The organism is Streptomyces sp. NPDC101191, assembly GCF_044767915.1.
In the GTDB taxonomy this organism is placed as follows: domain Bacteria; phylum Actinomycetota; class Actinomycetes; order Streptomycetales; family Streptomycetaceae; genus Streptomyces.
The window spans coordinates 408,590-434,313 of record NZ_JBIWOU010000001.1; the positions used below are offsets into that span (position 1 = coordinate 408,590).

Annotated in this window: 21 protein-coding genes; 16 read left to right on the forward strand and 5 right to left on the reverse strand. The window is 72.5% G+C overall.

Annotated elements, in window-relative coordinates; all coding sequences use genetic code 11:
* Window positions 1-26: 26 nt before the first annotated feature.
* The gene (locus tag ACIRQF_RS01850; RefSeq protein WP_404087990.1) at window positions 27-1,238 is read right to left on the reverse strand and encodes a 4-hydroxybenzoate 3-monooxygenase; all 1,212 of its coding nucleotides are present in this window, start codon (window positions 1,236-1,238) and stop codon (window positions 27-29) included.
* A 289-nt stretch (window positions 1,239-1,527) separates the two neighbouring features.
* Between ACIRQF_RS01850 and ACIRQF_RS01855 the strand changes: the two genes are divergently transcribed.
* The 10 genes from ACIRQF_RS01855 (at window position 1,528) to ACIRQF_RS01900 (ending at window position 13,089) form a co-directional block, all read left to right on the forward strand.
* Window positions 1,528-1,740, forward strand: coding sequence for a hypothetical protein (locus ACIRQF_RS01855; RefSeq protein WP_404087992.1), 213 nt, complete (start codon window positions 1,528-1,530; stop codon window positions 1,738-1,740).
* A gap of 354 nt (window positions 1,741-2,094) precedes the next feature.
* On the forward strand, window positions 2,095-3,756 hold the full coding sequence (locus tag ACIRQF_RS01860) for a TROVE domain-containing protein (RefSeq protein ID WP_404087994.1): 1,662 nt from the start codon (window positions 2,095-2,097) through the stop codon (window positions 3,754-3,756).
* A 116-nt stretch (window positions 3,757-3,872) separates the two neighbouring features.
* Complete coding sequence (locus ACIRQF_RS01865; RefSeq protein ID WP_376628438.1) at window positions 3,873-4,400, forward strand: NUDIX hydrolase family protein; 528 nt, start codon at window positions 3,873-3,875, stop codon at window positions 4,398-4,400.
* Window positions 4,401-5,205: 805 nt separating this feature from the next.
* Window positions 5,206-6,519 carry a low temperature requirement protein A gene (locus ACIRQF_RS01870; RefSeq protein ID WP_404087996.1) on the forward strand — a complete coding sequence of 438 codons (1,314 nt, stop codon included), beginning with the start codon at window positions 5,206-5,208 and terminating at the stop codon, window positions 6,517-6,519.
* Between the two features lie 233 nt (window positions 6,520-6,752).
* Window positions 6,753-7,346, forward strand: coding sequence for a TetR/AcrR family transcriptional regulator (locus ACIRQF_RS01875; RefSeq protein ID WP_382477820.1), 594 nt, complete (start codon window positions 6,753-6,755; stop codon window positions 7,344-7,346).
* A gap of 23 nt (window positions 7,347-7,369) precedes the next feature.
* Complete coding sequence (locus ACIRQF_RS01880; RefSeq protein WP_404087998.1) at window positions 7,370-8,557, forward strand: SGNH/GDSL hydrolase family protein; 1,188 nt, start codon at window positions 7,370-7,372, stop codon at window positions 8,555-8,557.
* A gap of 115 nt (window positions 8,558-8,672) precedes the next feature.
* Complete coding sequence (locus ACIRQF_RS01885) at window positions 8,673-9,410, forward strand: hypothetical protein (protein WP_404088000.1); 738 nt, start codon at window positions 8,673-8,675, stop codon at window positions 9,408-9,410.
* A 132-nt stretch (window positions 9,411-9,542) separates the two neighbouring features.
* Window positions 9,543-11,219 (forward strand): FAD-dependent oxidoreductase, encoded by a 1,677-nt coding sequence (locus tag ACIRQF_RS01890; RefSeq protein WP_404088002.1) that lies wholly within the window; start codon window positions 9,543-9,545, stop codon window positions 11,217-11,219.
* Complete coding sequence (locus ACIRQF_RS01895; protein ID WP_376627786.1) at window positions 11,216-12,739, forward strand: ATP-binding protein; 1,524 nt, start codon at window positions 11,216-11,218, stop codon at window positions 12,737-12,739. The genes ACIRQF_RS01890 and ACIRQF_RS01895 overlap by 4 nt, the downstream gene beginning before the upstream one ends.
* Window positions 12,736-13,089 (forward strand): UBP-type zinc finger domain-containing protein, encoded by a 354-nt coding sequence (locus ACIRQF_RS01900; protein ID WP_376627788.1) that lies wholly within the window; start codon window positions 12,736-12,738, stop codon window positions 13,087-13,089. Before ACIRQF_RS01895 ends, ACIRQF_RS01900 begins: the two co-directional genes overlap by 4 nt.
* Before the next feature lie 63 nt (window positions 13,090-13,152).
* Here the strand turns inward: ACIRQF_RS01900 and ACIRQF_RS01905 are convergent, their stop codons facing one another.
* Window positions 13,153-13,650 carry a hypothetical protein gene (locus ACIRQF_RS01905; protein WP_404088005.1) on the reverse strand — a complete coding sequence of 166 codons (498 nt, stop codon included), beginning with the start codon at window positions 13,648-13,650 and terminating at the stop codon, window positions 13,153-13,155.
* Window positions 13,651-13,950: 300 nt separating this feature from the next.
* Between ACIRQF_RS01905 and ACIRQF_RS01910 the strand changes: the two genes are divergently transcribed.
* Window positions 13,951-15,246 (forward strand): serine/threonine-protein kinase, encoded by a 1,296-nt coding sequence (locus tag ACIRQF_RS01910; protein WP_404088007.1) that lies wholly within the window; start codon window positions 13,951-13,953, stop codon window positions 15,244-15,246.
* A 79-nt stretch (window positions 15,247-15,325) separates the two neighbouring features.
* Here ACIRQF_RS01910 and ACIRQF_RS01915 read toward each other — a convergent pair whose 3' ends face one another.
* From ACIRQF_RS01915 to ACIRQF_RS01925, 3 genes are all read right to left on the reverse strand, one after another.
* Entirely contained in the window at window positions 15,326-16,804 is a 1,479-nt protein-coding gene (locus ACIRQF_RS01915) for a glutamate-cysteine ligase family protein (RefSeq protein ID WP_382477810.1), read from the reverse strand.
* Between the two features lie 102 nt (window positions 16,805-16,906).
* Window positions 16,907-18,199 (reverse strand): MFS transporter, encoded by a 1,293-nt coding sequence (locus tag ACIRQF_RS01920; RefSeq protein WP_404088009.1) that lies wholly within the window; start codon window positions 18,197-18,199, stop codon window positions 16,907-16,909.
* A gap of 109 nt (window positions 18,200-18,308) precedes the next feature.
* Window positions 18,309-19,154: a GntR family transcriptional regulator gene (locus ACIRQF_RS01925; protein WP_404088011.1), complete on the reverse strand. Its 846-nt coding sequence runs from the start codon at window positions 19,152-19,154 to the stop codon at window positions 18,309-18,311.
* A gap of 238 nt (window positions 19,155-19,392) precedes the next feature.
* On the opposite strand from ACIRQF_RS01925, the gene ACIRQF_RS01930 reads away from it, so the two are divergent.
* From ACIRQF_RS01930 to ACIRQF_RS01950, 5 genes are all read left to right on the forward strand, one after another.
* The gene (locus tag ACIRQF_RS01930) at window positions 19,393-20,673 is read left to right on the forward strand and encodes an extracellular solute-binding protein (protein WP_404088013.1); all 1,281 of its coding nucleotides are present in this window, start codon (window positions 19,393-19,395) and stop codon (window positions 20,671-20,673) included.
* A 2-nt stretch (window positions 20,674-20,675) separates the two neighbouring features.
* On the forward strand, window positions 20,676-21,596 hold the full coding sequence (locus ACIRQF_RS01935; RefSeq protein WP_389755686.1) for a carbohydrate ABC transporter permease: 921 nt from the start codon (window positions 20,676-20,678) through the stop codon (window positions 21,594-21,596).
* Complete coding sequence (locus tag ACIRQF_RS01940; RefSeq protein ID WP_404088015.1) at window positions 21,593-22,423, forward strand: carbohydrate ABC transporter permease; 831 nt, start codon at window positions 21,593-21,595, stop codon at window positions 22,421-22,423. The genes ACIRQF_RS01935 and ACIRQF_RS01940 overlap by 4 nt, the downstream gene beginning before the upstream one ends.
* 100 nt (window positions 22,424-22,523) lie before the next feature.
* The gene (locus tag ACIRQF_RS01945) at window positions 22,524-24,122 is read left to right on the forward strand and encodes a beta-N-acetylhexosaminidase (protein ID WP_404088017.1); all 1,599 of its coding nucleotides are present in this window, start codon (window positions 22,524-22,526) and stop codon (window positions 24,120-24,122) included.
* A 149-nt stretch (window positions 24,123-24,271) separates the two neighbouring features.
* Window positions 24,272-25,720 (forward strand): cellulose binding domain-containing protein, encoded by a 1,449-nt coding sequence (locus tag ACIRQF_RS01950; protein ID WP_404088019.1) that lies wholly within the window; start codon window positions 24,272-24,274, stop codon window positions 25,718-25,720.
* The last annotated feature ends 4 nt before the right edge of the window (window positions 25,721-25,724 follow it).

Below are 25,724 nucleotides of genomic sequence, written 5' to 3' on the forward strand. Positions count from 1 at the left end.
CGCGAGGTGAGGAAGGGGAACGCCCGTCAGATGCCGACGTAGTTCTCGGCGAACCAGTCCTGCTGGGCTGGTGACGTGCGCAGCGAGGTGATCCGCGAGTGGCGCAGCCGCCGGTGGAAGAGGGAGGGGTCTTCGGGGCCGGTGGTGTCGTGCAGGAGCCCGATCATCCAGTGCGAGAACTCCTGCGCCCGCCAGATGTGGACCAGGCAGCGATCGGAGTAGCGCGCGAGCCCCCCGGAGTCGCCGTGGACCAGGTCGTCGGTCAGGGCCAGGGCCAGGATCTCGGCCTCCAGCACCGCGAGGTTCGCCCCCTTGGCGGCGGACGGGCTGAGCAGACCGGCGGCGTCGCCCACCAGGAACAGCGAGCCGTGGCGCAGCGGTTCGAGCACGTCGGACTCGAAGTCGACGACCGCCCGCTGGATGACGGGGCCGCGCCGCAGTGCGCCGTACTCGGCCGAGCGCATGCGCAGGTCGAGTTCGTCCCAGATGCGCTCCTCGCTCCACGCGTCGGCGTGGGTGCCGCGTTCGCACTGCAGGTAGTAGCGGGTGGTCTCGGCGGAGCGGGCCATGTGCCCGGCGAATCCCCGCGGATGGAGCGCGTAGCCCACCGCGTCCAGGCTCGGCGGAGCCTCGGCGAGCAGCCCCAGCCAGGAGACGCCGTGGTCCCGGTGGTGCCGGCGCACCGCCCCGGGCGGGACCGAGCGGCGCCCGGCGCCGTGGCGGCCGTCGCAGGCGGCGACGAACCGGGCCCGCCAGCGCCCGGGGCGCCCGTCCCGCTCCCGTACGGTCACCGAGGGTGCCGGGCCGTCCGCGTCGGACACGGCCTGCGCCTCGGTGCCGAAGCGGATCCGGCCCCCGGCGTCGACGAACTGCGCGAGCAGATCGGTGACCAGTTCGTGCTGGGGGTAGACGGTGTGCGGTTCGCCCTGGCCGAGCTGTCGGTAGTCGAGACGGAACCGCCCGTCCTCGGTGCGGAATTCACACACGCCGTGTTCGTGTCCCCTCCGCCGCAGTCCTTCGTCGAGGCCGTTGCGTGCCAGGATCCGCACGGTGTGCGGAGCGAGGTATCCCGCGCGGTGCCGGTTCTGTACGTCCTCGCGGCCGGCGCGCTCCAGGATGGCGCAGTCGACCCCGGCGCGGAGCAGGAGGTTCCCGAGGACCAGCCCCGCGGGACCCGCCCCGAGGATCACCACATCGGCCGAGTCCTGCTCGGACCAGGCGTATTGACTCTCTGTCACAACGGTGGATCTTAGGCATGACGCCGGACCTTGATCGTCATCTATCACCCGAATGCACTACAGAATGCGAAAAGGATTCTTCTATCGCCAGGAAACGATCACTTCGCCCTGGCGCGACAAAGCGGGACGAATCGAGGGGCCCGGGGGCCCGCCGGCACCGGCCCCGACCTGGCCGGCTCCGCCGCCGGGACCTGGCCCGGCCTGACCTACGACCGGCTCCTCGACGGGGTGGACCCGCGGAGCCGAGGGCCGCCGTCACGCGTCCGTCGCCGTCGCCGTCGCCGTTGACGTGCGTCCCCCTCCGGACGTCGGCGGAGAGGGCGATGTCGGCGGCGGCTCGGCCCGCTCGACGGGCGGGCGACAACCCGTCACACTCGACGCCGCCGGGCTCGGCATCCCCGTCACGCTCGACGCCGTCGGACGCGACATCCCCGTCACACTCGACGCCGCCGGGCGCGACATCCCCGTCACGCTCGACGCCGTCGGCGCCGCCCCGGCCTGACGCTTCGTCCGGGGACGTCCCCGGTGTCCGGCGCTCACCGCGGAAAACCCTTTGGCGGCAGGGAGACGCGTCGCTACGGTGAAGCCCACAAGCACCTCCCGGTGCGCGGGCAGGCGGCTACTTCCTTCCAAAGAAACCACGCCGCAGGCCACTTCTGATCTCGGGAGGCACATAGCGGCGGGGTGCCCGGTGCGCAGGCCGGGGATACTTCCACTGTTAATGGGGCGGTCGCGGGTTCGAATCCCGTCCGGCGCTTCGGGCGCCGGTAGCTCAGCGGCCAGAGCACCTTGTCTCCCCTACCGATTCGATCTCGGGCACCCTCCGCTTTGCCTCCCCTCCACAGGTGAGGGGCCGATGGCTCGCTTCAACCACCGCGGCACCCGTCCGGCCGCCGGCTCGCCGGTGACCACGACCGGCGAGCGGACCAGGACCCACGAGGGCGCTAGCGCCCTTCTTCGCGATGCCAGGAGCGAGCTCTTCCTCCTGTCCGTCGCCCACACCGTCGGCACCGACACCTTCTACGAGAAGGCCGCGGAGCGCGACGACCGCTTCACCACTCTCGTACGGCAGCTCGCCGTCGAAGACCCCACGTGGACCTCCGAACTGCTGGGCTGGCTGCGCCGCGACGGCAACATGCGGAGCGCCTCCCTCGTCGGGGCGGCCGAGTTCGTCAAGGCCAGGCTCGACGCGGCCCCCGCCGCCGGGGCGGCCGTCGGCGACGGTGCGCCCGGGTCGAACCGCTCGGTCATCGACTCGGTGCTGCAGCGCGCCGACGAGCCCGGTGAGCTGCTCGGGTACTGGACCGGCCGGTACGGACGCCGGCTCCCGAAGCCCGTGAAGCGCGGCATCGCCGACGCCGTCCGGCGTCTCTACGACGAGCGGTCCCTGCTCAAGTACGACACGGACTCCCGGAGTTACCGCTTCGGCGACGTCCTGGAGCTCGTCCATGCCGCGCCGCACCCGGACAAGCCGTGGCAGGGCGAACTGTTCAGGCACGCCATCGACCGGCGCCACGGTCGCGGCGACGCCGTCCCGCCGCAGCTCCGGACGCTCGCTCGGCGGGCGTCGCTGATGGCCCTGCCCGTCGAGGAGCGCCGCGGCGCCCTGCACGACCCGGCGAAGAGGGAGGGGTTCGCGGCGGCGGGCATGACCTGGGAGGCGCTCGCGGGCTGGCTCCAGGGGCCGTTGGACAAGGACGCGTGGGAGGCCGTCATCCCGTCCATGGGTCTGATGGCGCTCGTCCGGAACCTGCGGAACTTCGACCAGGCCGGCGTCTCCGACGAGGTGGCCGCGCGGATCGCCGCCCGCCTGGCCGATGCCGAGGAGGTACGCCGGTCCCGCATGTTCCCGTTCCGCTTCTGGGCCGCTTACCAGGCCGCGCCCTCCCTGCGCTGGGGCCACGCCCTGGAGCAGGCGCTCAACCACTCGCTCGCCCAGGTGCCCGTGCTGTCCGGTCGCACGCTGATCCTGGTCGACCGGTCCCCGTCGATGTTCCCCGGCTACGGCTACTCGACGCCGAACCGGTCCGACATCCCGCTCGCCGAGCAGGCCGCCGTGTTCGGCGCGGCTCTCGCCGCGCGCGCCCAGGCGCCGACGCTGGTCGAGTTCGGGCAGAGCTCGCGGCGGATCGACGTACCGCGCGGCGCGAGCGTGCTGCGCCTCGTCGAGGGCTTCGGGCAGATCCCCGGCACGGACATCCCCTCGGCGGTCAGGCGGCACTACGCCGGTCACGACCGGGTGGTCGTCGTCACCGACGAGCAGACGCGGCCCGGCTGGCTGCCGTCGAACTGCCACGGGTACGGCGACGGCATGCCCGAGACCCTCATCGACGACCTCGTCCCGAAGCGCGTGCCCGTGTACATGTGGAACATGGCCGGATACCGCGAGGCCGCCCTGCCGTCCGGCGGCGGCAACCGGCACGCGCTGGGCGGTCTGACCGACGCGGCGTTCCGCATGATCCCGCTCCTCGACGCCGGCCGGGACGCCCACTGGCCCTGGGAGCCCGCACGGGACTGACTCCTGACGTCCCGGAGGACGCCCGCGCCGCGTCGGCCTGCCCGGACACCCGGTCGGCTGACACACAATCCGTACCGAAGTCCCCTCAGGGAAAGTACGATCAAGAGATGTCCGACATGACCGAGACCACGCCCGGCTGGCTGAGCACCGACGAGTTGCACACGGCCAGGACCCAGGTGCCGATCCTGTACGTCGAGGCCGTACCCGTACGGGTGGACGACAGCGGTGAAGTCACCAGCATCGGACTGCTCCTGCGGATCGGCGCCGACGGAACGATCAGCCGCACCCTGGTGTCCGGCCGCGTGCTGCACCACGAGCGGATCCGTGACGCGCTGCTCCGCAACCTGGAGAAGGACCTGGGCCCGGTCGCGCTGCCGCGGATCCCGGCGTCCCTGCAGCCCTTCACGGTCGCCGAGTACTTCCCCACGGCAGGCATCACGCCGTACCACGACCCGCGCCAGCACGCGGTGTCACTCGCCTACGTCGTGCCCGTGACCGGAGACTGCCGCCCTCGGCAGGACGCCCTGGACCTGGTGTGGCTCAGCCCGCAGGAGGCGGCCTCTCCCGCCGTGCAGGGCGAGATGCCCGGGGGGCACGGTGTGCTCCTGAGGCAGGCGCTCGCCCACGTCGGACACATCTACTGAGCGGCCGTAAGGGCCTCGGCACGCCGGAAGGCCGCCCAGCCGCCTGATCGAGGTGGTCGGGCGGCCTTCCGGCGCTTCCGGGGTCTGCCTGGCCGAGTTCGCTCGGTGACGGTGCGGCGGCACCGCCGGGCCGCTGTCCGGTACGGGCACGAGCCGCTCCCGTCGACCGCGGTACGGGGTCCGGCACGCCCGGGTCGGGACCTGCGGGCGCACGCGGCGCACGCCGCGAAGTCAACTGCGCGCCCACGTGCGCCGTCACCGTCCGCAGTGGTTGCCGTGGGACAGCCCGGTCGAGCCCGAGGAGACCGCCTGCCTGGTGGCGCGGGCGTGCTCCCGCACCGAGGACCGCGGCGAAGAGCGTGCGTGCGGGTGGACGGCGGAAACGCGCACTCGATCGTGCCCTAGTGTCGGGCGGGGCGTCGCGAGAGATCGTCGCCCGTGCCGGGCCATGGAGGCCCGGCGGTACGGACGGCGGGCTCGCCCGCTCACCAGGAGGCCCGCATGATCCGCGGCATGCCCTGTCGTGACCTTCTGCCCACCTCGACGGGACTCGACGGCCCCGCCGTCGCGCGAGCCGAAGCACGGCCGGCGCGGTGAGCTGGTGGGGGTGGCTGCTCGTCACATGGATCGTCCTCCAACCCGTACTCGCGCTGCTGTGGCACCTCTTCATGCGGAACCGCAAGCAACAGGATCCCGAGTGACGGCTGCGGAGAGCGACGGCCGGTCGGCCCAACCGGGTGTTCGTGGGGCGGTCCGCCGCGGTTCCTGACCGCGGGACCGCATCCGATTGGGCATCGTGCCGGGGGTGAACGATTCCGCTTCCGGCGACGACGCGTCGAGCACGCCCAGACTCGCCCACAGCCGCGTGCCGATGACGGGGCGTGACCCGCGCGAGCCCGGACGGGTCTCCACTCCCCTGGAGCTGCTCTTCGACCTGACCTTCGTGGTGGCCGTCGGCACCGCGGCGTCGCAGTTCGCCGAGATGCTGGCCGCGGGACACGTCTGGCAGGCCGTCGGGGCGTTCGTGCTGGCGATGTTCGCGGTCAGCATCGCGTGGATCAGCTTCAGCTGGTTCGCGTCGGCGTTCGGCACCGACGACTGGCTGTACCGGGGCCTGACGATGCTCCAGATGATCGGCGTGGTCGTCTTCTCGCTCGGGATTCCCGCCATGTTCCACTCCGTGGAGGAGGGCGGGCACCTGGAGCTGCGGGCCATGGTGATCGGCTACGTCGTGATGCGCGTCGCCATGGTCCTCCAGTGGTGGCGGGCCGCTCGCGAGTCCGCCCCGTTCCACGCCGTCGGCATGGCGAACATCCGGTGGACGGTGATCGCCCAGGCGGGATGGATCGTCGTGGCGTTCGCCGAGGCGCCGACGCCGGTCGTGCTCGTGGCGTGCCTCGTGCTGGGCGCGCTGGAGCTGCTGCTGCCGGTGCTCACGCAGGGGGCGTCAGGCGACACCCCGTGGCACCCGCACCACGTGGCGGAGCGGTACGGGCTCTTCGCCATCATCACCCTCGGCGAGGGGGTGGTGGGCACGGTCGCGTCGTCCGGAGACCTGCTCGGCGGCGCCGACGGGACGCAGTGGACCGCGAACGCCGTCGCCGTCGTCGTCGCCGGCGTCGGGCTCACCTTCGGCATGTGGTGGGTGTACTTCGCCACCCCGTTCGGCGACATCCTGGTGCACCGGCGCAGCCGCGGCTATCTCTTCGGGTACGGGCACATCCCGCTGTTCATCGGTGTGGCGGGAGCCGGCGCCGGTCTGCACGTGGCCGGGCTGCACCTGGAGCACCACGCGGAGCTGGGCGACGCGGCGGTCGTCCTGTCGCTCGCGATCCCGGTCGGGCTGTACCTGCTGATGGTGTACCTGCTGCACACGCTGCTGATGTCCACGGCGGACCGCTTCCACCTCCTGCTGATCTCCCTGACGACCTGCGTCCTGCTGACGGCGGTGCTGCTGTCCGCGGCGGGGGTGGCGACCTCGGTGTGCCTCCTGGTCGTGATGCTCGCCCCGTTCGTGACGGTGATCGGCTACGAGACGGTCGGGCATCGCCACCAGCGGCGGATGCTGGAGCGGATCGCGGCGGCGAATGCGCTCGGCGGGGGCCTCGGCGGGGGCTGACGCCGGGCCGCGGTGCGGTACAGGCGGACGGTCAGCGTGACGGCCACCTCGTCCCCGGTGGAGAGACGGGACGGCGTGCGTACGGCGCTCCCGAGCGGCGGCAGGCCCTCGCTCCCGGACGTGCGCGTTCTGCTGGACCGAGGCCGCTTGCCTCAATGACGCAGGATGGTGCCTAATAGTCGTAGGCAAAAGCCTTGAAGGCTGAGACACGAGGTGCACGGAGAGGAGCGAGGGTGGCCGCACGCGTAGGACTCACCGCGGACGGACTGGTGCGGACGGCCGCGGACCTCGCCGACGAGCTCGGGTTCGACCAGGTCACCGTCTCCGTACTGGCCCGGCACGTGGGCGTGAAGCCCGCGAGCCTCTATTCGCACGTGAGGAACTCCGAGGACCTGAGGACCCGGATCGCCCTCCTCGCGCTGGAGGAGATGGCCGATCTGGGGGCCGCCGCGCTGGCCGGACGGGCGGGCCGGGACGCGCTGGAGGCGTTCGCTGAGGTGTACCGCGACTACGCCCGGTCGCATCCGGGCCGCTACGCAGCCGCCCGGCTGCCACTGAGCCCGGAGACCGCGGCCGCGAGCGCGGGGCCCCGGCACGCCCGGATGATGCGGGCGATCCTGCACGGCTACGACCTGGCCGAACCCGAGGGGACGCATGCCGTACGGCTGCTCGGCAGCGTCTTCCACGGATACGCGGACCTGGAACTGTCCGGGGCCTTCAGCCACAGCGCCCCGGACAGCAGGGAGAGCTGGGCCCGGATCATCGACGTCCTGGACCTCGCCCTGCGCACCTGGCCGGCCGGCCCCGCGCCGCACCGGCAGCCCTGACCCGAACGACAACGAGTGAGCCCATGAACACCGAACCCGGCCCGATACCCTCCCTCACCCCCACGCCGCTCCACCCCGACCTCGTGCTCGGGGCACTGGAGCTGGAGCGCACGGCGAACGGCCTGCTCCCGCACCGCCTGCCCGCCCGGGCCCGCGTCCAGAACACCGACCCGCAACTGGCGATGGCCGAGGCCCAACCGGCGGGTGTGCGGCTGAGGTTCCGCACCCGCGCGACCGTGGTGGAGCTGGACACCCTGCCCACCAAGCGGGTCTATCCGGGGGCTCCCCCGCGCCCCGACGGCGTGTACGAGCTGTACGCCGACGGACGCCTGGCGGCGAGCGCGGTCGCACGGGGCGGCAACGTGATGACCGTCGACCTGGCCACCGGCAGCGCACGGACCGAGCCCGGGCCGGTCGCGACGCTGCGCTTCGCGGGACTTTCCGGCGCCGAGAAGGACGTGGAGATCTGGCTGCCGCACAACGAGACCACCGAACTGGTCGCGCTGCGGACGGACGCGCCCGTCGCGCCGGTCGGCGCGGGAGACCGCCGCGTGTGGCTGCACCACGGCAGTTCGATCAGCCACGGCTCCGACGCGGCCGGGCCGAGCACCACCTGGCCCGCGCTCGCCTCCCGCCTGGGCGGCGTGCACCTGGTGAACCTCGGCTTCGGCGGCAGCGCGCTGCTCGACCCCTTCACCGCCCGCGCCCTGCGGGACACGCCCGCCGACCTGATCAGCCTCAAGCTCGGCATCAACCTGGTGAACACCGATCTGCTACGGCTGCGCGCCTTCGGCCCGGCGGTGCACGGCTTCCTCGACACGATCCGCGAGGGGCATCCGACGACACCGCTGCTCGTCGTGTCGCCCATCGAGTGCCCGATCCACGAGGAGACGCCGGGCCCGACCCTCCCGGACATGTCCGCGCTGAGCTCCGGCCGCCTCTCCTTCCGAGCGGCCGGCGACCCCGCCGACACCGCCGCCGGCAAGCTCACGCTGAGCACCGTACGAGCGGAACTGGCCCGTATCGTCGCCCAGCGTTCGGCCGACGACCCCCACCTCTTCCACCTCGACGGCAGACACCTCTACGGCCCGGCCGACACCACCGCGCTCCCCCTCCCCGACAACCTCCACCCCGACGCCACCACCCACCGTCACATGGGCGAGCGCTTCGCCCGGTACGCCTTCGCGCCGGACGGGCCGTTCGCACCGTAGGGACACCCACGGCGGCCGGGACGGCAGGTCGGCACCGGATGCGCGTCTCGGGCGCGCTCCTCATGGGCAGGGAATGCCGCAGCACACCACATCACTCGATTCGGGGGAGCACGTCTTGGACGCGAGCATCACGTCGGCACTGATCGGGGCCGTCGCCGTGGGTGGCACGGCGCTGGGCACGGTCCTCGGTGGGTGGGTCCAGGCGCGTGGCGGCCAGGCTCAGGCACGGGCCGCCCAGCAGGCGGCCCGGATAGCCGCCGAGGCCTCGCACCTACAGGCTCTGCACGATCGCCGTTGGGCGGTCCTGGCGGCGTACCTGCGCTCCGCCAGTGAATGTCTGGAGGCAGCGGACCGGCTCTACTCGGCGGACTCGCTGCCGGAGGCCCGGCGCCACTGGTACGCGTTCGCCCTCGCGCACGCCGAGGCCGAGCTTGCGGCGCCGACCGCGCTGCTCCCCCGGATCGACGACCTCCGCAAGGCGGTGGGCCGGATGTACTGGACGTCTCAGCTGTCGGCCCCGGCGCACCGGGCTCTCAAAGAGCTGCGCAGGCGCGTGGCGGAAGGGGAAGCGGACGCGGTGCGAGCCAAGGAGGCCGTCGAGCGGCTGTGGGCGACGCACGAGGGCGCGCCACTTTCCGTGCGGGAGTCGTCGCCGGAGTACGCCCGAGCGAGCCAGGCCCTGGACGCCCTGCCCGGCTTCGGCCGCGAGCCCGCTTCTCTCCTGCTGAGCAGTACGCGGGAACAACGGGACGCCGCCCGCCGGGACAGGGAAGAGCACAAGGAGAACCATCACCAGGCCCGCCGGAAGCTGGTGGCCGCCGCACGGAACGCGTTCGGGACCGACCGTCTCTGACCCGCTCGTCCCCGGCCGGCCCCATGCGGGTCGGTGCAGCCGAAGCGGGGCCGGGCGATCGAACATACGATGGGCGGGAGCCGGCTCGGGTAGGTGGGGACCGCCGGTCCGAGCAGGCAGGACGGACGAGGCATGGCACAGGGCACCGACGCGGCGCGGATCGTCATCCTGACGGTGGACGACGACCCGGGGGTGTCCCGCGCGATCGCCCGCGACCTGCGGCGCCGGTACGGCGGCGGCCACCGGATCGTCCGGGCCGAGTCCGGCGAGTCCGCGCTGGAGGCGCTGCGCGAGCTGAAGCTGCGCGGCGATCTGGTGGCGGTGATCCTCGCCGACTACCGCATGCCGCAGATGAACGGCATCGAGTTCCTGGAGCAGGCGCTCGGCGTCTATCCGGGGGCGCGGCGCGTGCTGCTGACCGCGTACGCCGACACCAACGCGGCCATCGACGCGATCAACGTCGTCGACCTCGACCACTACCTCCTCAAGCCCTGGGACCCGCCGGAGGAAAAGCTCTACCCGGTCGTGGACGACCTGCTCACGGCCTGGCGGTCCAGCGACTACCGGCCGGTGCCGGCCACCAAGGTGGTCGGGCACCGCTGGTCGGCCCCGTCCTCGCGGGTGCGCGAGTTCCTGGCCCGTAATCAGGTGCCGTACCGCTGGTACTCGTCCGACGAGCCGGAGGGGCTCCGGCTGCTCGCGGCGGCCGGGGCCGACGGCCGCCGGCTGCCCCTGGTCCTCACTCCGGACGGCACCGCGCTGATCGAGCCGGAACCGCCCGAGCTGGCCGCCCGGGTGGGGCTGGCGACCACGCCGGCCGCCGAGTTCTACGACCTGGTCGTCATCGGCGGCGGGCCGGCCGGGCTCGGTTCGGCGGTGTACGGGGCCTCCGAAGGGCTGCGGACGGTGCTGGTCGAACGGTCGGCGACCGGCGGGCAGGCCGGCCAGAGCTCCCGCATCGAGAACTACCTCGGCTTCCCGGACGGCGTGTCCGGCGCACAGCTCACCGAGCGAGCCCGCCGCCAGGCGAGCCGCTTCGGTGCCGAGATCCTCACCGCTCGCGAGGTCACGGCCCTGGAGGTGAACGGATCGGCGCGCGTCGTGCGGTTCTCCGACGGCTCGGCGGTCGCCGCGCACAGCGTCATCCTGGCGACGGGAGTGTCGTACCGGCAGCTCGGCGCGCCCGGCTGCGACGACCTGACCGGGCGCGGGGTGTACTACGGCTCCTCCCTCACGGAGGCGTCGTCCTGCGAGGGCCAGGACGTGTACATCGTCGGCGGCGCCAACTCCGCGGGCCAGGCGGCCCTGTTCCTGGCGCGGGGCGCGAAGTCGGTGACCCTGCTGGTGCGCGGCGACTCCCTGACGGCGTCGATGTCGTACTACCTCGTGCAGCAGATCGAGGAGTCCCCGAACATCACGGTGCGGCCCCGGACCGTGGTGGAGGAGGCACAGGGCGCGGGACACCTGGAACGGCTGGCCCTGCGGGACGTCGGGACCGGCACGACCGAGGTCGTCGACGCCCAGTGGCTGTTCGTCTTCATCGGCGCGGCCCCGCTGACCGACTGGTTGGAGGGAACCGTGCTGCGGAACGGGGACGGCTTCATCCTGGCCGGTCCGGACCTCACACCGGACGGCGGGCCGCCGCCCGAGTGGGAACTGGACCGGCCGCCGTACCACTTGGAGACCAGCGTGCCCGGCGTGTTCGTGGCGGGCGACGCCCGCGCCGAGTCGGCGAAGCGCGTCGCCTCCGCCGTGGGCGAGGGAGCCATGGCCGTGATGCTCGTCCACCGCTACCTGGAGCAGTCATGAGCACACCGGCGATGCCCTGCGACCCGCACGAGATCGGCTCGCTGTTCCTCTTCGAGAAGCTCTCCCCGGAGCAGCTCGGGCGGCTGTGCGCCGAGGGGCGGATGGAACGCTTCGAACCGGGTCCGGTGTACACCGAGGGCGACCCGGCCACCTGCTTCTACGTGATGGTCGAGGGCACGGTGGTCCTGTTCCGCCGGGTCGGCGGCGACGACGTGGAGGTCAGCCGCACCTCGCAGCGGGGCGTGTACGCGGGGGCCATGCAGGCGTATCTGGGCGACCGGGTCCCGCAGACGTACGTCAACACCATGCGGGTGACCGAGCCGACCCGCTTCTTCGTCCTGCCCGCCGAGTCCTTCGCGGACATCATGCGGGAGTGGTTCCCGATGGCGGCGCACCTGCTCGAAGGTCTCTTCTTCGGCTCGAAGAACACCCAGCGGGCCATCGGGCAGCGGGAACGGCTGCTGGCGCTGGGGTCGCTGTCCGCCGGGCTCACGCACGAGCTCAACAACCCGGCCGCGGCCGCCGTCCGCGCCACCGCCGCGCTGCGGGAGCGGGTCGGCAAGATGCGGCACAAGCTGGCGATCATCGCCCAGGGCCCGTACGACCGGGAGGCGCTCGCCGATCTCATCGAGATCCAGGAGCGCACGGCCGAACGCGTCGCCAAGGCGCCGGTGCTGACCCCGTTGGAGGCCTCCGACCGGGAGGACGAACTCGCCGACTGGCTGGCGGACCACGGCATCCAGGAGGGCTGGCGGGTCGCTCCCACCTTCGTCCAGGCGGGCCTCGACACGGACTGGCTGGAACAGGTCGCGGCGACCGTGGCGGAGGACATCCTGCCGGGGGCGATCGGCTGGCTCAACTACACGGTCGAGACCGAGCTGCTGATGGACGAGATCGACGACTCCACCACGCGCATCTCCCATCTGGTGGACGCGGCCAAGCAGTACGCGCAGCTCGACCGGGCCCCGCACCGGGAGGTCGACGTCCACGAACTCCTCGACAGCACCCTGCTGATGCTGTCCGGCAAGATCGGCCCCCGGGTGCGGGTGGTGAAGGACTACGACCGCTCTCTCCCCCAGGTCCCCGCCTACCCGGCGGAGCTCAATCAGGTGTGGACCAACCTCATCGACAACGCGGTGGCCGCCATCGCCGGCACCGGCGGCGACGGCACGCTGACCGTCCGCACGGCCCGGGAGGGCGACCGGCTGCTCGTGGAGTTCGGCGACACCGGGCCGGGGGTCCCCGCCGACATCCGCGACCGCATCTTCGACCCCTTCTTCACCACCAAGCCGGTCGGTGAGGGCACCGGCCTGGGTCTCGACATCTCCCGGCGGATCGTCGTCAACAAGCACCACGGCAGCCTCCATGTCGAGTCCGTGCCGGGAGACACCCGCTTCCAGGTGCTGCTCCCGCTGACCGGCCCCGGGACCGAGGGGGAACCGGATGCGGAGGCGGCACCGTTCACGGAGTCGGCCGGGGAAGCGGATCCGGAAACCACGAGCGCGGAGGAGCCCGCATGACCACGATCGAAGGCATCGACCCGGGCGTCCCGCCGAGCGGCGGCGTCTGCACGGAGTGCGAGGCGGTGGGCGGCTGGTGGTTCCACCTGCGCCGCTGTGCCCAGTGCGGTCACGTCGGCTGCTGCGACTCGTCGCCGGCCCAGCACGCCACCGCGCACTGGAAGTCCTCCGGGCATCCCCTGGTGCAGAGCTTCGAGCCGGGCGAGGAGTGGTTCTGGAACTACGCCACCGACGTCCTCTACGAGTCGGGCCCCGAACTGGCCCCGCCGACCGCCCACCCGGCCGACCAGACGGCCCCCGGTCCGGCCGACCGGGTCCCCCGGAACTGGCCGGACCTCCTTCACCGCTGAGAACGGCGCCCCTTCGGCGAGCCCCGGCCCCGGTTCCGGGCGGACACCGCGCGGGGCAGGGAGTCAGCGGTTCAATTGCCGGTAGTGGGCCAGGCGTGAGCCGGCCGCCTCCTCGGTCATGCCGAGGAGTTCGGCGAGGCGCGACATGGGAAGCACTTCCGCGGCGCGGGTGAGGAACAGGGCAGCGACGGGCCCGGTGGACGCCACGACGCCCTGGAGCGCGTCGGCCGCCTTCAGTGCGATCAGCGGGGCGTGGTCGAGGAGTGTGTCCAGGCGGTCGCGGAGCTCGTCCAGGAGGGCGGCGACATCGTCGGGGAGCGGGGCAGCGCGGGCGGCGACCCGGTCCATGTGGGCGTCCCAGTCACGCTTCGGACCGGGCGTGTCGTGGGTGGCCCGGGCGCCGCCCGGGACCTGGTCTCCGTCCACGGGGTAGGTGTGCTCGCCCTGCCAGCCGCAGGCGCACCTCCCGCGCGTCGACGTCGGCGGCTCTTCGCCGTTCACCGACCGCACGTCCGCCGTTCCTTCGTGCGACTCGTATCCCTCACGTACCCAGGGCAGCATCACGGGTTCCTCCGTCTCGACCGTGGCCGGCCGCTTCCCCGCGGCCGCCGGACACCACGATGCAGAGGACCGGCGGCACCCCGCAGGCGATTCGGTCATATGCCAGAGGCAATCGGTAGCGCGCGCGTGGGCCGCGCGCCCCCTCTTGGGGGGAGCGCGCTCCCCCCGCCGCTGTCCCATCGCGGTCCCACTCGGCCACCCCCTTCCCGATCACGGATGTTCGCCGCCGGACAGGTGGTCGGCGGACCGCCCCGGCTGCGTCATACTGGGGCGGCTCAACACAGGGGAGACGGGCAGCACATGGAGCACTGGGCGGGCGTAGCGGCCCTACCCGAGCGGATCGGCGCGTACGCCGTGGAGCGGGTGTTGGGCGCCGGGGGGATGGGCACCGTCTATCTCGCGCGGTCCCGGGGCGGACGGGCCGTGGCCGTGAAGGTGGCGCGCCCGGAGCTCGCGTCCGACGCGCACTTCCGGGAGCGGTTCCGGGCCGAGGTCGCCGCGGCGCGCAGCGTGGGCGGGTTCCACACGGCGCCCGTCGTCGACGCGGACCCGGAGGCGGCGCTGCCCTGGCTGGCCACGGCGTACGTCGCCGGGCCGACGCTCGCCGCGCTGCTCGAGGCCGAGGGGCCGATGGACGAGGCGCGGCTGCGGCAGCTGGGCGCCGCGCTCGCCGAGGCCTTGGAGGCGATCCACGGCTGCGGTCTGGTGCACCGCGATCTGAAGCCCGGGAACATCATCATGGCCGCGGACGGACCGCGGGTCCTCGACTTCGGTATCGCGCGGGCGCTGGAGTCGAGCCGTCTCACCGCGACCGGGACCGCCTTCGGGACGCCGGGATTCCTGGCGCCGGAGCAGGCGCTGGGCCAGGAGGTCGGCGGCGCGGCGGACGTGTTCGCGCTCGGCGCGGTGCTCGTCGCGGCGGCGGGCGGCAGCGCGTTCGGCACGGGTACACCGATAGGGCTGATGTACCGGTCGGTGCACGAGCCGCCGAACGTGACCGCCGTGCCGGCCGGGCTGCGGCCGACCGTGGAGTCCTGTCTGGCCAAGGAGCCGGGGAGCCGGCCGACACCGGAGGGCCTGCTCGACCTGTTCGCGCCGCAGACCGCCCCGCACCCGCCGACGGTGGTGGCGCCCCCGACGACGGTGGTGGCGCCCCCGACGACCGTGGTGGCGCCCCCGCCGCCGCCCGCCTACGCGCCGTCGAACGCTCCCGGGCCGCAGCGGTCCGTGCCCCCGGGTGTCGTCCCGCCCTACGCGCTCCCCTCGCACCAGGCTCCGACGCCCTTCGGGCCGCCGGCCGTCCCCGCCCCCGTGGTGGCGTCCGATGCCGACCCGTCCTTCATGGCTGTCGACGCGAAGGCGTCCCTGCTCATCGACTCCGCGGGTGTGTCGCTCGGCTCCGACATCGGTGACGTGCATCTGGCCTGGCCCGAGATCCGGCACGTCGCGTACCACGCCTGGGGCACGAAGCACCTCCTGGTCACCGTGCACCTGCACAACGGCACCGCGCGCCAGTGCCTGATCGCCGCGCGCAGACGGGGCCGCCTGCAGCAGTGGCTGGAGGACCTGCCGATGATCCTGGAGTGCTTCGCCTGAGCGACCGCGGGTCCCGCCCCACGGGCGGGTGCCGTGCATCGGCCCGGCGCACGGTGTCCTTCCGGAGCCGAGCGTGTGGTCAGTCCACCGGCCAGGTGTGGCACGGCGCGTTGAGGTGCATGTACTCGACGTACTGACGGGTCATGCGGCGCAGGGCCTCGGAGCGGTCGAGGTGGGCGATGTCGTGGAGGTGGTGGAACATCTCCGACTGCCAGACGGCGCCGTTGCGCGCGGAGACGCAGCGCTGCTCGATGATCCCCAGGAGGGGTTCGCGCCAGTCGGCGTTGAGGCCCAGGCGTTCGAGGCCGCGGTGGGCGAGCGGGAGCAGCCGGCGCAGGACGAGTTCGGTGACCGGGACCTGCCCCATGCCGGGCCAGTAGAGCTCGGCGTCGATGCCTCGGCGGGCCGCCGTGTGGAGGTTGTCCTCGGCGGCGGAGAAGGACATGCGCGTCCAGACGGGCCGGTCCTCGTCGACGAGGGCGCGGACGAGTCCGTAGTAGAAGGCGCCATTGGACAGGACGTCGGCGACCGTGGGGCCGGCGGGCAGGACCCTGTTCTCGACCCGCAGGTGCGGGACGCCGTCGACGACGGCGTACACGGGGCGGTTCCAGCGGTAGACGGTGCCGTTGTGGAGGGAGAGCTCGCCGAGTTGGGGGATGCGGCCCTCGTCGAGGGTCGCCGCGGGGTCCTCGTCCTCGCAGAGCGGGAGGAGGGCCGAGAAGTAGCGGGCGTTCTCCTCGAAGAGGTCGAAGACGCTGGTGATCCAGCGTTCGCCGAACCAGACGCGGGGCCGTACGCCCTGCACCTTGATCTCGTCGGGGCGGGTGTCGGTGGCCTGCTCGAACAGGGGGATCCGGGTCTCGCTCCAGAGTTCCTTACCGAACAGGAACGGCGAGTTGGCGGCCAGCGCCACCTGCACGCCGGCGATGGCCTGGGCGGCGTTCCAGTGGTCGGCGAACTCGTCCGGGGCGACCTGGAGATGGAACTGTGTGCTGGTGCAGGCGGCCTCGGGGGTGATGGTGTCGGCGTACGTGCGCAGCCGCTCGACGCCGTCGATCTCGATGAGCAGGTCCTCACCGCGCGCGGCGAAGATCTGTTCGTTGAGGAGGTGGTAGCGGGGGTCCTCGGAGAGGGCGGCATGGTCGACGTCGGTGCGTTCGAGCGTCGGCAGGGTGCCGATCATGACGAGGTGCGCGCCGACCGACGCCGCCTTGGCCTCGGCGTGGTCGAGGGCCTCGCGGATCTCCAGCTCCCAGGCGTCCGGACCGCCCGCGGTGAGCCGCCGGGGCATGATGTTGATCTCCAGGTTGAACCGGCCGAGCTCGCTCGCCCAGGCGGGGTCCGCGATGGCGGCGAGGACCTCCGTGCTGCGCATGGCGGGCCGGCTCGCCTCGTCGACCAGGTTCAGCTCGATCTCCAGCCCGACCTGTGGTCGGTCGATCTCGAAGCGTGACTCGCGCAGCATCCGGGCCAACGCGTCGAGGCAGGCGTGCAGCCGGTCCCGGAAGCGGCGGCGGTCGTCACGGGTGAACTCCTGCGCCGGGACGTCTCGGCCCATCGGATCCTCCCGCGTCTCGTCGGCACGGATCCTGCATACCCTCAGCGTGCCACCGAGGGGGCTCCCACGACCACCGCGCCCGGGACCGCGCAGGTCCGTGGCTCAGCGGCCGTCCTCCCGCACCGGGCGGCGCAGCAGGTATCCGGCCGCCGGGACGATCAGGAGCAGCATCGTGGCGATGAAGACGAGGCCGGCCTCCTCAAGCCCGAGGGGGTCGGCGAGGAGGCCGACGCCGATGACCGGCAGGGAGATGCCGGTGTAGGCGACGACGAAGAGGGTGGAGATGACCGCGGCGCGATGGGCGGCCGGGGCGGCCTGGGCGACGGCGGACAGGGCGGCACGGAAGGCGAGGCCCTGCCCGATCCCGCCGACGAGGGCGGCGAGCACGACGAGGACCAGCAGGTCCGCGTAGAGCGCGCCGGCGAGGAAGAGCAGGCCGACGAAGAGGACGGCGCAGCCGAGCGGCAGGGAGCGGGCGACTCCGACCCGGGAGACGGCGAGTTGTCCCGCGGTCGAGGCGAAGAAGGCCAGCGCGACGACGAGGCCGGAGACGGCGTGGTTGTCGACGTGGAGGTAGCGGCCGAGGAAGGCGGGGCTGACCGACGTGAACACCCCGAAGAGGGCGAAGCCCACGAAGGACGCGATCGCGGCGGGCACGAACACCGCCCTGACCTGCGGCGGCAGGGCGGGGCGCCGAGGACGTACGGTGCTGAGCGGGCGCGGGTCGCGTACCGTCTCGGGGAGCCGCAGGAGGACGAGCGCCGAGAGGGCCACCAGGGCGAGGTGGACGGCGAAGGGCAGGACCAGCGGCGCGGGCGCGTACTCCGCGAGCAGTCCCGCGAGGAGGGGGCCGCAGCCCAGGCCGCCCATGTTGGCGGCGGTCGCGACGAAGGTGGCCCGTGAGGCGCCGCCGGGCGGGGCCAGTTCCATGACGTACGCGGTCGCGGCGCCGGTGAACAGTCCGGCGGCGAGCCCGGACAGCAACCGGCCCGCGTAGAGCCAGCCGAGGGCGGAGGCGCTCAGGAAGCAGACGGCGCTCGCCGCGGCGAAGCCGAGGCCCCAGAAGAGGGCGGGGCGTCGGCCGACGGTGTCCGAGGCGTTGCCGACGAGGAGCAGGACACCGATGACGCCGAAGGCGTAGACCGCGTAGACGACGGTGACCGTGAGCTCGGAGAAGCCGAACTTCTCCTGGTAGAGCGGGTAGAGCGGGGTGGGGAGCGTCGTGCCGGCCATGCAGACGGCGAAGACGGCGCCGGCGAGCAGGCAGCGGGTCCAGCCTCGCCCGGCCCGGCCCGAAGGGTCGTCCGTCGCGTCCGCCCGATCCGCCGGTGACTCCGCTCGCGCCGCCGCGGCCCCACCGTCACCAGCGCCGTCGCCCTCGCCGTCATCGATCATGGCGTCGACCGTAACCCCGCGACCGGCCACCCACCCGTCGCGGCTCACCGGCGGGCCCTCCGGACGCAGGACGCGCGGCCCGCGGATGGGCGGCCCGACGGGGGCGGCCTCACAGGCCGTGCTGGACGACCCCGCGGGTGGAGAACGGGACCGGGTCCCCGCCGGCGAAGTCGCCCGGGGGGATGCCGGGGTGATGGCCCGTGGTGGGCGGCGGGGTGGGGGTGCCTGGGCCCAGGGCCAGACGGGAGACGATGCGGTAGCGGTCGCCGCGGTAGAGCGAGTGCACGTACTCCACGGGGCGGTGGCCGGTGTCGGTGGTGAGGCGCTCGAACAACAGCGCCGGGGAGAGTTCGGGCACGTCGAGCAGGTCGGCCTCGGCGCGGGTGACGACGGTCGGTTCGATGGACTGCACGCCTTCGCTCACGTGCACGCCGTGCCGGTCGCGCAGGTGCTCGTAGAGGTCTCCCTGCTCCAGTTCCTCACTGGTCAGGTCGGGCACGAGGTCCGCCGGGACGTGGAGGTGCTCGATGGCCATGGGGGAACCGTCGACGAGCCGGAGCCGGGCCACGTAACGGATCTCGGCGGCCGGGGAGACGCGCAGCTTGCGGCCCACGCGGGCGCCGGCGGGCAGGGTGCGGAACTCCAGGAGTCTGCTGGTCCACACTCCGCCGGCCTGCGGAAGGCTGAAGGCGTGGCGGTCGGAGACCAGCTCCTGGGTGATCTTCTCCTGGGCGACGAACATGCCCCGGCCGTGCTCCCGCACGAGCAGTCCCGCGACCACGAGTTCGTCGACCGCGGCGCGCAGGGTGGGGCGTGACACGCCCAGCTCCGCACAGAGGACGCGCTCGGACGGGATCGCCTCACCGGCCCGCCGGGCCTCGACGAGTTCGAGGATCGCGTCGCGGACGCGCTCGCGCTTGAGCATCGCACCGGAGGCGGCGGCGTCGATCTCCATTCGGGTCCTCGTTCTCGTCGGTCCAGCTCCCGGAAAGGCACTGGTCATCCTAACTGGTCATCTGGTCAAGGAACCAGAGCAGGCGACGGATCCTTCGGACCGGGCGAGAGAGATGAAGGACTCCCGAAATGCCGCTCATTCCAAGGGGCTTGACGCCCCCATTGGTCTATGCCACCTTCATCCCCGCGACAACTGGTAAGCAACCAGTGGTCAACTGGTCAACTTCCCGAGGTGAACCGTGAAGCACCGCTCCCCCGCTCTGCTCGCCGCCCTGCTCCTGAGCGCCGGACTCGTCGCCTGCTCCTCCCCCCGCACCACGACCGACGGGGCGCAGGGCGGCGCCTCGGCCGGCAGGACCACCCTCGACGTCTGGCTGATGCGCGACAGCGTCTCGGAGGCCTTCCAGAAGGAGTTCGAAACGGGGTTCGAGAAGGACCACCCCGAGATCGACCTGAAGATCCAGGTCCAGGAATGGGACGGGATAGGCGAGAAGGTCACCGCCGCCCTCGCCGGGAACGACGCGCCCGACGTCATCGAGGTGGGCAACACCCAGGTCGCCCGGTACGCCCAGAGCGGCGGCCTCACCGACTTCACGGACAAGGTCGGCGAACTGGGCGGCGACACCTGGCTCAAGGGGCTCGCGGAGCCCGGCGCGTACGACGGAAAGCAGTACGGCATCCCGTACTACGCGGCCAACCGCGTCGTCGTCTACCGCACCGACCTCTTCCGGCGGGCGGGCGTCGACGCCCAGCGGATCAGGACACGGGAGCAGTGGGTCGCGGCGACGGAGAAGCTCGACCGGGGCGACACCCAGGGCATCTACCTGCCCGGCCAGAACTGGTACGCCCTGTCCGGGTTCATCTGGGACGAGGGCGGCGACCTCGCGGTCGAGACGGGCGGCCGCTGGAAGGGCGCGCTCGACAGCCCCGAGGCCATGCGGGCCATGGCCTTCTACCAGCGGCTCCAGTCCCTGGGCAGGGGCCCGAAGGACTCCGACGAGGCGCAGCCGCCGCAGGCCGAGGTGATGGCGAAGGGGCAGATCGCCCAGATCATCGCCGCTCCCGGCGGAGCCCACGTGGTCGCCCAGAACAACCCCGCCCTGAAGGGGAAGCTGGGCTTCTTCCCGATCCCCGGGAAGACCGCGGACAGACCGGGCGCCGTCTTCACCGGCGGCTCCGACCTGGTCGTACCGGCCGCGGCCGGGCACCAGAGGGAGGCCTTCACCTTCCTCAAGGAACTCACCGGCGACACCTGGCAGACGAAGCTCGCGACGGCGATGAGCTACGTGCCCAACCGGACCACCCTGGCCGGCGCCGTCGCCGGCGATCCCGGCGCCGCGGCGATGGCGGTCGGCGCCGCCAACGGCCACGCGACGCCGAACACACCACAGTGGGCGGCGGTCGAGGCCAAGAACCCGATCAAGGACTACATGACGGCCGTCCTGACCGGTGGTGACCCGCGTACCGAGGCCGCCAAGGCGGCACAGGCCATCACCACCACCCTGAACAGCGGTTCCTGAGCATGGGCCGCCCCGCCCCGCTCCGCGCGGGCGGCCCGGGCTCACCCTGGGCCTATCTCCTGATCGCCCCCGCGGTCGCCGGGATGCTGTACCTGCTGCTCTATCCGCTCGCCCGCGCCGTCCTCATCTCATTCCAGGACTTCCGCCTCCGGCAACTCATCCTGGGTGACGCCGAGTTCGTGGGACTGCACAACTACGAGACGCTGCTGTCGGACCCCCGCTTCTGGGAGGTGGTCCGCCGTACCTTCGCCTTCATGGCGGTCAACGTGGTCGCCATCATGTTCCTGTCCACGCTGGTCGCCCTGATGACCGAACGGCTGGGGAAGGTCGGCAGGACCGCCGTCCTCAGCTCGCTGGTCCTGGTGTGGGCGGTGCCGGTGGTGGCTGCCACCACGGTCTTCCAGTGGCTCTTCCACTCCGAGTTCGGCATCGTCAACGAGGCGCTCACCGGTCTGGGGTTCAGCTCCTTCGAGGGCTATCCCTGGTTCGCGCACGGCGGCGCCGCGTTCGCCATCGTCGTCCTGCTCGTCGTCTGGCAGTCGGTGCCGTTCGCGGCGATCACCCTGTACTCGGCGCTGACGACCGTACCGGTCGAGCTCTACGAGTCCGCGCGGATGGACGGTGCCGGCGGCGTCCGGATCTTCCGCTCGGTGACCTTCCCGCTGATGCGGCCGATCTTCATGCTGGTGCTGTCGCTGGAGGTCATCTGGACCTTCAAGGCCTTCGTCCAGATCTGGGTGATGACCCGGGGCGGGCCGGGTGACGCCACGACCATCCTGCCGGTGTACGCCGTGCAGACCGCCCTCGCCCAGCAGCGCTACGACCTGGGGTCCGCGGCGTCCATGCTCACGGTGCTGCTGATGAGCGGTGTCCTCGTCCTCTCCTTCCGCCAGTTGTTCCGTCAGGAGGGTGAGAGCCCGTGAGCCCCGCACTGCGCCGCCTGCCGCTGCGGGCGGCGGCCGCCCTGACCGTGGCCGTCTGCCTCTTCCCCGTCTACTGGATGGTGGCGACCGCGTTCCGGCCGTCGCGCGACATCCAGTCCTACGAGCCGCGCCTGATTCCGCGGGAATGGACCCTCGACCACTTCCGGCGGGCCGTCGACGCGGACGGATTCGCGCTGTTCTGGCGCAACAGCGTGCTCGTGACCCTCAGCGCGGTCCTCCTGGCGCTCGTCGTGGCGCTCGGCGCCGCCTACGCGGTGGCGCGGCTGCGCTGGCGAGGCCGACGACAGTTCATGCTGGCGGTGTTCATCGCGCAGATGGCGCCGTGGGAGTCGCTGGTCATCCCGGTCTACATCATCTCCCGGGACACCGGGATGCTCGACCGGCTGCCCACCCTCACCCTGGTCTACTTCATGATCACGCTGCCGTTCACGGTGGTGGTGCTGCGGGGCTTCATCGCCGGCATCCCGCCCGAGCTGGAGGAGGCGGCACAGGTCGACGGCTGCACCCGGGTCGGCGCCTTCCGCCGCGTGGCGTTCCCCCTGCTCGCGCCCGGCCTCATGGCCACCTCGCTCTTCGGGTTCATCACCGCCTGGAACGAGTTCACGTACGCCAACTTCCTCATCATCAAGCAGCAGGACAGCCGGACGCTGCCGGTCTGGCTCTCCTCCTTCCAGTCGACCTTCGGCACCGACTGGGGCGCGACCATGGCCGCCTCCACGCTCTTCGCCCTCCCCGCCCTCGTCGTCTTCCTCGCCCTGCAGCGGCACGTGACCTCGGGACTCGCGTCCGGAGGGGTCAAGGGCTGACCCGTCCGGAGGGGTCAAGGGCTGACGCCCGGCCCCGCCCCCGCACCGACGCCGACCGTCACTCCCGCCGCCCCCGACACCACCACCGGAGACAGAGCCCGTGGAACCCGCTCGCCCCGAACTCGCCCTCGTACCCCGCCCCCGCAAGCTCTCCGCCCGCCCCGGGCGTTTCCGCCTCGACACCGGCACCCGGCTCCGGGTCACTCCCGGCGCCGAACCCGCCGCCGATCTGCTGCGCCACCATCTGGAGGCGGCCTTGGGACGGCGCCCGGAGCAGAGCCCGGACGGAACGTTCGTCCTCGCCGTCGACGCCTCGCTCACCGGACTCGGCGAGGAGGGCTACGGGCTGACCGTCGGCCCCGAAGGGGTGCTGCTGCGCGCGGCCCAGTCCGCCGGACTGTTCCGCGGCGTGCAGACGGTGCGTCAACTCCTGCCGTACGAGGTCCTGTCCGCGGACCGGCCGGTGACGGGTGGCCCGGCCGGTCTCGACCTCCCCGGCGTGGAGATCACGGATGTGCCGCGGCACGCGTGGCGGGGCGCGATGCTCGACGTGGCCCGCCACTTCCAGCCGGTGTCGTACCTGCGCCGCTACGTCGACCTGCTCGCGCTGCACAAGCTCAACGTGCTGCAGCTGCACCTGACCGACGACCAGGGCTGGCGGATGCCGGTGGCCGCCTACCCGCGGCTCACCGAGGTCGGCGGCCGGCGGGCCGAGTCGATGATCGGCCCGGCGGGGAGCAACCGCTTCGACGGCCGGCCGCACTCCGGGGCGTACACGCGCGGCGAACTGGCGGAGCTCGTGGCCTACGCGAGCGCGCGGGGCGTGACGGTGGTGCCGGAGATCGGGGTGCCCGGGCACGTGCGCGCCGCGCTCGCCGCCTACCCCGAGCTGGGTAACCGTCCAGGGCGGCGCCTCGACGTCTGGACGCGGTGGGGTGTCTGCCCGAACGTGCTGGGCGTCGGCGATCACGTCCTGGACTTCTTCCGTACGGTCCTGGACGAGGTGACAGACGTCTTCCCCTCCCCGTACGTCCACATCGGCGGCGACGAGTGCCCGACGACGGAGTGGGAGCACAGCCCGGCCGCGGTCGCCCGCGCGGCCCGCGAGCACCTCTCCGGCCCCCGGGAGCTGCACGGCTGGTTCCTCGGGCGCGTCGCCGACCACCTCGTACGGGCCGGGCGTCGGCCGGTGGCCTGGGCCGAGACGGGCACGACGCTCCCCCTGGACTGCGTGGTGATGAGCTGGCGCGAGCCCGAGCACGCCTGGGCGGCGGCCCGGCGCGGTCACGAGGTCGTGTACGCCGACCATCGCACGACCTACCTGGACTACGCCCGGGGCGAGGGGCCGCTGGAGCCGCCCGGGCAGCCCGGCCACGTGGTCGGGCTGCGGACCGTGCACGACCTGGACCTCGCGGCCCCGCCCTCGGAGCCCGAACTGGCGGCCCGGGTGCTCGGCGCACAGGGGCAGTTGTGGACCGAGTTCGTCACGACGCCGGAGCACATCGAGTACCTGAGCTTTCCCCGGCTCTGCGCACTGGCCGAACGCCTGTGGAACCCGGCGGCCGGCTGGCCGGAGTTCCGTGCCCGCCTCGGCGGGCACGCGGCGCGGCTGGACGCGCTGGGGGTTCCGCACGCGACACCGCCGAGCCTGCCGCGGCCTCCGAAGCCACCCGCGCCGCCGGCCCATGCGTCGGCGTGACCCTTCGCCTCCGCCGACCGCTTCCCCCTCCCTCACCTTTGACCGGCCCTCTCTGACCGGCCTCCTCCGACCGACCCCCTCCGCGATCCACCGTGCACCACCCCCTCCGCTCTCCCGCAGCAGGCGGGAGCACCGAAAGGAACCCACGGATGAGTACGCGTCCCACCACCGGCACCGCCGGCCGTCGCTCACGCGCGGCCCTCGCCCTGACCGCGCTCCTGGGCAGCGCGGCACTGGCCACCCTTCCCGTGACCGCCGCGTCCGCGGCCGGCGAAGGCGTGGCCGTGCAGTACCGGACCAGCGCCGGCGGCGGCAGCGCCGACCAGAGCGAGCCCTGGTTCAAGGTCCGCAACACCGGCTCCTCCGCCGTGCAGCTGAGCCAGGTCAGGATCCGGTACTACTTCAAGGCCGACTCTCCTGACGCCGCCTACCGGTTCGCCTGCTCCTGGGCGGTCAGGGGGTGCTCCGCCATCACCGGCACCTTCGGGACCCTCGCGAAGCCGACCGCCACGGCCGACCGGTATCTGGAGATCGGGTTCACCTCGGCCGCGGGCTCGCTGGCGCCGGGCGCGGACACGGGCGACATGCAGCTGCGCTTCTACCGGTCGACGTGGCAGCCGCTGAACCAGAGCGACGACTACTCCTTCGGCGGCGGCCAGACCTCGTACGCCGACTGGAGCAAGGTGACGGCCGACGTGGCCGGCACGCGCGTCTGGGGCGTCGCCCCCGGGGGCAACGACCCGACCGAACCCACCGACCCGCCCACGGACCCGACCGACCCGCCGGGCGGCGGTCAGACGCTGTTCGACGACTTCACGTACGCCTCGTCGGCGGATCCCGCGCTCGCGGCCCACGGCTGGAACGTGCGCGCGAACTCCGGCGGCCCCGGCGTGCCGGGGGCCACGTGGGACCCGTCGAAGGTCACCTTCTCCGCCCAGGGCGGCGGCACCGTGATGAACCTGGAGACGTCCACCGCGGGGACCGGCGAGTCGACCCGCCACACCGAAGTCCTCACGAAGGCGACGAAGTTCCGGAACGGCACCTACGCGGCCCGGGTCCGGTTCTCCGACGCGCCGAACTCCGGGCCCGACGGCGACCACGTCGTGCAGACCTTCTTCACCATCAACGACCTCAAGGCCCCGATGGCCGACGACTACGCCGAGTACGACTTCGAGTACCTGCCCAACGGGGGCTGGGGCGAGCCGGGCAACATCCTCTACACGACCTCGTGGGAGACCTACAACCCCGACCCGTGGCAGGCGGTCAACCAGCACAGCGAGAGCCGGCAGAGCTTCGCGGGCTGGCACGACCTGGTCGTGACCATCGACAACAGCGCGATCACGTACTACATCGACGGACAGCCCTTCGGGACGCACGGTGCGGCGTACCTGCCCGAGCGGCCCATGTCGATCAACTTCAACCAGTGGCTGATCGATCTCAACGGCCAGACGTCGACGACACCGCGCGCCTACGACCAGCAGGTCGACTACGTCCTCCACGTCAAGGACCGGGTGCTCACCCCGGCGCAGGTGGCGGCGAAGGTCGCCGCGTACCGGAGCGCCGGCACGGCCTACGTGGACGACGTCCCGGCGTCCTGACGGG

Coding starts and splice junctions, on each gene's coding strand:
- ACIRQF_RS01920 (WP_404088009.1), bottom strand. CDS start 18,199: ATGATCGATGACGGCGAGGGCGACGGCGCTGGTGACGGTGGGGCCGCG.
- ACIRQF_RS01890 (WP_404088002.1), top strand. CDS start 9,543: ATGGCACAGGGCACCGACGCGGCGCGGATCGTCATCCTGACGGTGGAC.
- ACIRQF_RS01910 (WP_404088007.1), top strand. CDS start 13,951: ATGGAGCACTGGGCGGGCGTAGCGGCCCTACCCGAGCGGATCGGCGCG.
- ACIRQF_RS01865 (WP_376628438.1), top strand. CDS start 3,873: ATGACCGAGACCACGCCCGGCTGGCTGAGCACCGACGAGTTGCACACG.
- ACIRQF_RS01915 (WP_382477810.1), bottom strand. CDS start 16,804: ATGGGCCGAGACGTCCCGGCGCAGGAGTTCACCCGTGACGACCGCCGC.
- ACIRQF_RS01905 (WP_404088005.1), bottom strand. CDS start 13,650: ATGCTGCCCTGGGTACGTGAGGGATACGAGTCGCACGAAGGAACGGCG.
- ACIRQF_RS01900 (WP_376627788.1), top strand. CDS start 12,736: ATGACCACGATCGAAGGCATCGACCCGGGCGTCCCGCCGAGCGGCGGC.
- ACIRQF_RS01860 (WP_404087994.1), top strand. CDS start 2,095: ATGGCTCGCTTCAACCACCGCGGCACCCGTCCGGCCGCCGGCTCGCCG.
- ACIRQF_RS01950 (WP_404088019.1), top strand. CDS start 24,272: ATGAGTACGCGTCCCACCACCGGCACCGCCGGCCGTCGCTCACGCGCG.
- ACIRQF_RS01935 (WP_389755686.1), top strand. CDS start 20,676: ATGGGCCGCCCCGCCCCGCTCCGCGCGGGCGGCCCGGGCTCACCCTGG.
- ACIRQF_RS01880 (WP_404087998.1), top strand. CDS start 7,370: ATGAACACCGAACCCGGCCCGATACCCTCCCTCACCCCCACGCCGCTC.
- ACIRQF_RS01895 (WP_376627786.1), top strand. CDS start 11,216: ATGAGCACACCGGCGATGCCCTGCGACCCGCACGAGATCGGCTCGCTG.
- ACIRQF_RS01925 (WP_404088011.1), bottom strand. CDS start 19,154: ATGGAGATCGACGCCGCCGCCTCCGGTGCGATGCTCAAGCGCGAGCGC.